Raw genomic sequence first — 5,969 nt, 5'->3', positions numbered from 1 at the left:
CGAAACAGATTGTATGGTCTTGATTTGGCTAGTCATTAGTTTTGCTCTAGCATTCTGTATTTTCCAGGTTGTTCAGGGTCCCTTATAAACCATGCAGGCTTTCCTTGGGAATCTTTTCCTAATCTAGCTCCTGGAACTGGTGGAGTGTTTTGCAATGACGCCGTTTCTTCAGTGTTTTGGGTGTTCGTGTTTTTGCTCGGATCGAGCTCGGGAAAGAATCCTAACGACAGCATTTCGTCGACGGCTTCCTCAAAAGCTTTAATGATTGCAGCGATATCTTCATCACTATGAGCTGTGGTAAGGAAACATGGGCGTGCATCCCATATATGGATTCCTTTTTCTCTCAACAGCGTAAATATTAGTTCCTCGTAAGCGATATCTTGGGGAATTTTAAAACGGAATAGGGACTGGCAGTTCACGACTTTGATCGGAGCATTTCGTTGGCTTGCGTACAGGTTCATTTGCTCGACCATTGCAGCGGTCTTGTTGCCCAAATCCTGCTGTATAGTAGGCTCGGCTATTAGTTTATCTAATACTGCATTTGCTGCAGCCATCGCGAGTGGGTGGCGTACAAAGGTTCCCGCAAAGTAGGTTACGCCAACTTCGGGCGATGAGTCATCACCATATCGCCATTGGCCACCATCTAAGGCGTCCATATACTTGGACTTGCCTCCAATAACACCAATTGGCATACCTCCACCGATAATCTTACCGTAGGTTGCGATATCTGCTGGAATATCGAAATGGCCTTGAGCTCCTCGTGGTCCGAGGCGGAAACCTGTAATGACTTCATCGAATATAAGGGCCATCTCATTTTGATCGCATAAGCTCCTTAACTCTTGAACGAACTCTTTAGGCTGAAGTTCTGGGTTTCGGCTTTGTACAGGTTCGATCAGAACAGCAGCGATGTCATCGGCGTTTTCTTCGATATACTTTAAAGACTGTGGGTCACCGTAGTCTAGAATCATTGTGTTGGCGACGGCCTCTCCAGGAATACCGGCTGCTGCTGGTAACGGTAGGCCATTCGAACCTCGATGGACGATAACCTCATCATTGATTCCATGATAGTCGTTTTCAAACATGACGATATGTTCTTTGCCTGTCACTGTGCGCGCTAATCGTATGGCGCCAAGTACAGCTTCAGAACCAGTATTACAGAAAGCAACACGCTCTAGTTGAGTTAACTGGCAAAATTTCTTGGATACCTTTTCAGTTAAGGGGTTCTGGGGGCCGATTTCGTAACCGGTTTCTAGCTGTTTGGCAACGGCCGAGCGAATAAATTCAGCACCATTGCCAAAGAAATTTGAGCCAAAGCCACAGGTGACGTCAATCAAACAATTTCCGTCGATATCCCAAAGGTGTGCGCCGGCAGACTTCTCGACAACAATAGGGTAAATAACCTCTTTCAGTTTATCTCGAAACCCGGAGACTACTCGAGGGTCCGCGAGCTGGGAGCGGTTTGCTTGAGCGAAGTCTTTAGACTTTGAAAACTTGGCATTATAGCGCTGACTAAGCTTTTCCAAATTCTGCTGTTGATCGGCACTGAGCTCATTTGAGCGCTTAACGTTAATACGGGTGCCCGCACCAAAGGGTTTTTTGTCTTGAGTATCGCTTAGCTCCGCGGTGCCGGAGGTTTGTGTAGTGGCAGGTACTGAAGCTTGAACTGGCGCTCCTGCTTGACCCTGGCTTAATTGGTTTAATAAAGCAATTTGACTGTTTACCAATTGAAGTTGCTGCGAAAGCAAACTGTTTAAAGGCGAGCCGTTTGCATTGGTGGTAGTCGCGTGACTTACTGGTAAAGGAGCGGAAACAGAAGGCGTGTCAATGTGAACAGGTGCTTGGTTCGGTGTTGCCACAGGCGCGCTAGTTAAGGCTCCGTCGCCCTCTAACTTTGTCGCTAGCTTATTGAATGAACTATATTCATTCATAAGTTGACGGAAGGTTACTTTGGATTTGAAGGTCTTTTTCAGTTTTAAGGCTAACTGCGTTAAGAATAGAGAATCGAGGCCTAATTCGAAAAAGGTTGCATCAGGATTGGCGTCGTTTAAGTCGATGCCCGAAGTATCTGAAAAAAGTGTTTTGAGTTGGCTGATCGCGTTTGTCGTCATGGTGTCGGCTTCTATATCATTAAATAAGTTGGTTCCAGATACTACTTGAGTCTCCTGAATTGAGACTGGGCTAGCGCCTAATGATGCAATATCGAGAAAGTTGTTATTCATGGCTGCAAACTGTTGTTGCAGCCCTTGGCTAAGTTGAGTCAGGTCGCCCAAGAAATTGGACTGATTACTGTCAAAGCTCTTACTAAGCTCTTGTTCTAGGTTGAAGGCGGAGTGACTGGCCTGTGGTGCTATATAGAAATCTTTATGTTCAAAGGCATAAGGAGGTAAAAACCCCATCGCTGGTTTTATCGGCCTGGCTAGTTTACGCCAGTCGACAGATAATCCCGTTTTCCATATATTGCCTAGGCAGGCGATAAATTGGCTATCTTCAGCTTCTTCTGTTGGCTTTGGTAGGGCCGTTATTATATTAAGGTCATCCTTATCTTCCAAGCATTGGCTAAGTAAGTGAGACGCAACACGTCTTGGGCCGCAATCTATAACAATAAGGTTTGACCACTTGCTTAGCTTTTCAGTGCCACCTTTGAACTGTACCGGAGCTACTATCTGGCTAGCCCAGTAGCGAGTGTCGCTTGCTTGTTCATCTGTAATCCAGTCGCCGCTGACACAGGAAATAAATGGGATACTGGGCTTTTTGCAATGAATGCCCTTGAGCTCTGTGATGAAAGCCTGCTCGGCAGGGATCATCATTGGCGAGTGGAAAGCGTGCGAGGTTCTTAGCTTTGTGCAATGAATACTGGCCTTCTCCAGTGCTTCTTTTGCTTGTTCAATATGAACATCTTCACCAGAGAGAGTGAGTGATTCAGGAGTATTTTGAGCTGAAAGAACAACACTATCCGGAATTAAGTGCTTGATTGCGTCAAAGCTGCTTTCTACGGCTAACATGCTACCACTCGCCTGTCTTTGCATGACTCTGCCGCGCGTTAAAACTACTCTAATTGCCGTGTGTAAATCGAATACCCCAGACAAGGTTGCCGCAGCTAGTTCACCAATGCTGTGTCCCATCATTCCGTCGGGTTTGATACCAAGCTCCATTAAACTTGATGCAATAGCATAACCCACCGAAAACAATGCTATTTGCGTGTTCTCAGTAAGGTGAAGGCTTGGATCATCCGAGAATAGGATATGTATGAGATCGACGTTAAATTCGTCTTTGCATATCTCGATGCAGTTATCCAAATGTGCTCTAAAGAGCGGAAGTTCATTGTAGAGCTTCTTACCCATACGATTAACTTGAGTTCCTTGTCCAGGAAACATAAATATAATCTTTGGGTCCTTTGTAGGCGCGTCTGAAGCATTCTTAGTGAACTGTGATAGTTCACTAAGAATGCTGTCTCTAGTTGTTCCTAATATAGCTTGTCGATACTTCAATGCTTGTCGGTGAAAGCAGTAGGTGTTTTTAAGGTGATCGATATCTGTGTCAGTATTTTTTAGTAGAAATGTTTCAAGTTGCCTAGCTTGATCAGCGAGTGATTTGGGTGAATTTGCACTAAGACACAGTGGTAGTTTTGTTGGTGTCTGTGCAGAAGCAGTTGCCGGCTCAGCGTCATACCCAGAGATAATCACATGAGCATTGGTGCCTCCTATGCCAAATGAGCTGATACCTGCATATCGCTGGCCAATTTCCTGTTTCCAAGTAGCGGTGGTTGTAGCGACAGAAAACGGTGAAGACTCTAGCCTTAAGTCAGGGTTTGGTGATGTGAAATTAATACTGGCCGGAATCTGTCCTTTCGATACAGATAGTGCAGACTTTATTAAGCCCGTGACACCGGCTGCTGCAGTTAAATGCCCCAGGTTGCTTTTGACGGATCCTAGTAGGCACTGAGCTTCAGGTATTTTAGAGTTTTGTTCAAAGACTGCTTTCAGGGCCGATACTTCGATAGGGTCACCAATGGGGGTAGCGGTTCCGTGAGCTTCTATGTACCCTATCTTATCTGCAGTGAGTCCAGCATCTTGTTGTGCTGCCAGAATAACGTTTTTCTGACCCTCTTCGCTTGGGGCTGAAAAGCTGCCTTTTTGAGCGCCATCATTGTTGACTGCTACACCTTTGATAACGGCTGTTACTCTATCTTCGTCTTCGATAGCGTAATCGAGTCGTTTTAGAACGACCAAACCGCCACCATCACTAAACACAGTGCCGTTTGCCTCGCGATCGAAGGGGCGCGTATGACCGTCATGAGACTTGATACTTCCTTCTTCGGGGATATGAGGTTGTTCTTGCGGGAAGGAGAGAGAAGCGGCTCCAGCAATGGCGACCTCGCATTCGCCAGAGCGGAGAGCTTCAACAGCCTGGCACACCGCTACCAGAGATGTCGAGCAGGCAGTCTGAATGTTGACTGCAGGGCCGTTTAAGTTAAGTTTGTGCGCAATTCGTGTTGCGGTGTAATCTTTTTCATTTGCGACCATAGCTTGTAAAGCGCCATAGTCAGCGAGCTTTTCAGGGTTTTTTAAAACATTTTCTAAATAGTATGAATTATTACCGGTACCACAGAAGACGCCAATACGTCCCGGAAATTCGTCAGCAACAATTCCAGAGTCTTCTATGGCGTGCCAAGCTAGCTCGAGCATAATGCGTTGCTGTGGATCTATAAACTCGGCTTCAATTGGTGAAATTCCAAAAAAACTCGCATCGAGAGCAAGAGGCTCTGCAATGATACCTCGAGTGTTAACTTCACCATCTGCTGACGTGGGTGCAAATACATGCAGGCTTTCTTTTTCTGCTAGCAAGTTCTCCCAAAATTGTGGAAGGTTATTTGCGCCAGGTGCATTAATGGCCATGCCTATAATAGCGATGTCACGAGAGCCATCTTTGCGGGAGTTAGTATTTCGTGTCTGATAGTTGTTAGTTCTCACTTGCTTACTAAGATGATTGATAAACGAGTCTATCGAAGCGTATTGAAAAAGCTTATAGGCGGGTATATCTAGCTGAAAGCTTTCATATAGCTGAACTGATAACTGGTTCGCCATGAGTGATGTCATGCCTACATCAACCAGACTTTTTGATGTGTCGATATTGTCGTTACCAAGCAAGGAATAGATCATTGAGCTTAGTGACACTTTATCTGGCACAGCTATTAGCTGCTCTTTCTGCATGCTTGAAACCTGCTCAGCTAACTTACCTTGATTGGCGTGATACTGGGCGAGCATACTCTTGCGGTCGATTTTCCCTGAAGGCGTTGTCATCAGTGCATCGCTGAACAGAAAATGAGACGGCTGCATATAGGCAGGTAGCTCTTGCGTGAGGTATGCTTTGAGTATTGAAGCATCCTCAGAGTTGCTTACAATAAAAGCAATAATCGATTTTTGCGCTTCGCTCTCTGAAACTGTTACAGCTGCATTGGAGACACTCTCATGCTTCATTAAACAGGCTTCAATTTCCGATAACTCAATACGATAGCCACTAATTTTTACTTGGTTATCAGTTCTACCTGAATAAACTAACTGGCCCTTATTATCTGCTGAGACCAAATCCCCTGTACGATAGCAAAGTTGTTCTTTGCCATTGATCGTCATAGTGACAAAGCGTTTGTTTGTCTCTATCGAATTATTTATGTAACCAGTAGCTAAAACTGGGCCGCTAATATAGAGCTCTCCTACTTCTCCAGCTCTGACATTTTGGCCATTATCATTCAATATATTAAGTTTCGCGTGAGGTAATGCGCTACCAATTGGGGGTATTTCCGGCCAATCGCTGGCAGGGGCTCTCATGATAAGTTCGCTTACCACATGAGACTCTGAAGGGCCGTATTGATTTGACAAGCTTGTCTTAGGGAGCTGTTCGAAGATAGACCTAATATCCTCAGTGATAATTAGCTGCTCGCCCGCGGTGATAACTTCTTTCAAGGACTTCGG

Annotated in this window: 1 protein-coding gene; it reads right to left on the bottom strand. The window is 45.4% G+C overall.

Annotated elements, in window-relative coordinates; translation table 11 throughout:
* Positions 1-35 precede the first annotated feature (35 nt).
* A complete protein-coding gene (locus A3757_RS10780; RefSeq protein ID WP_231878255.1) occupies positions 36-5,960 on the bottom strand; it encodes a type I polyketide synthase in 5,925 nt (1,974 codons plus the stop codon).
* Between the last annotated feature and the right edge of the window lie 9 nt (positions 5,961-5,969).

The sequence above is a fragment of the Oleiphilus sp. HI0117 genome (assembly GCF_001635235.1).
Note: the sequence above shows the minus strand (reverse complement) of the source record. Positions and strands in the feature narration are given on the sequence as shown.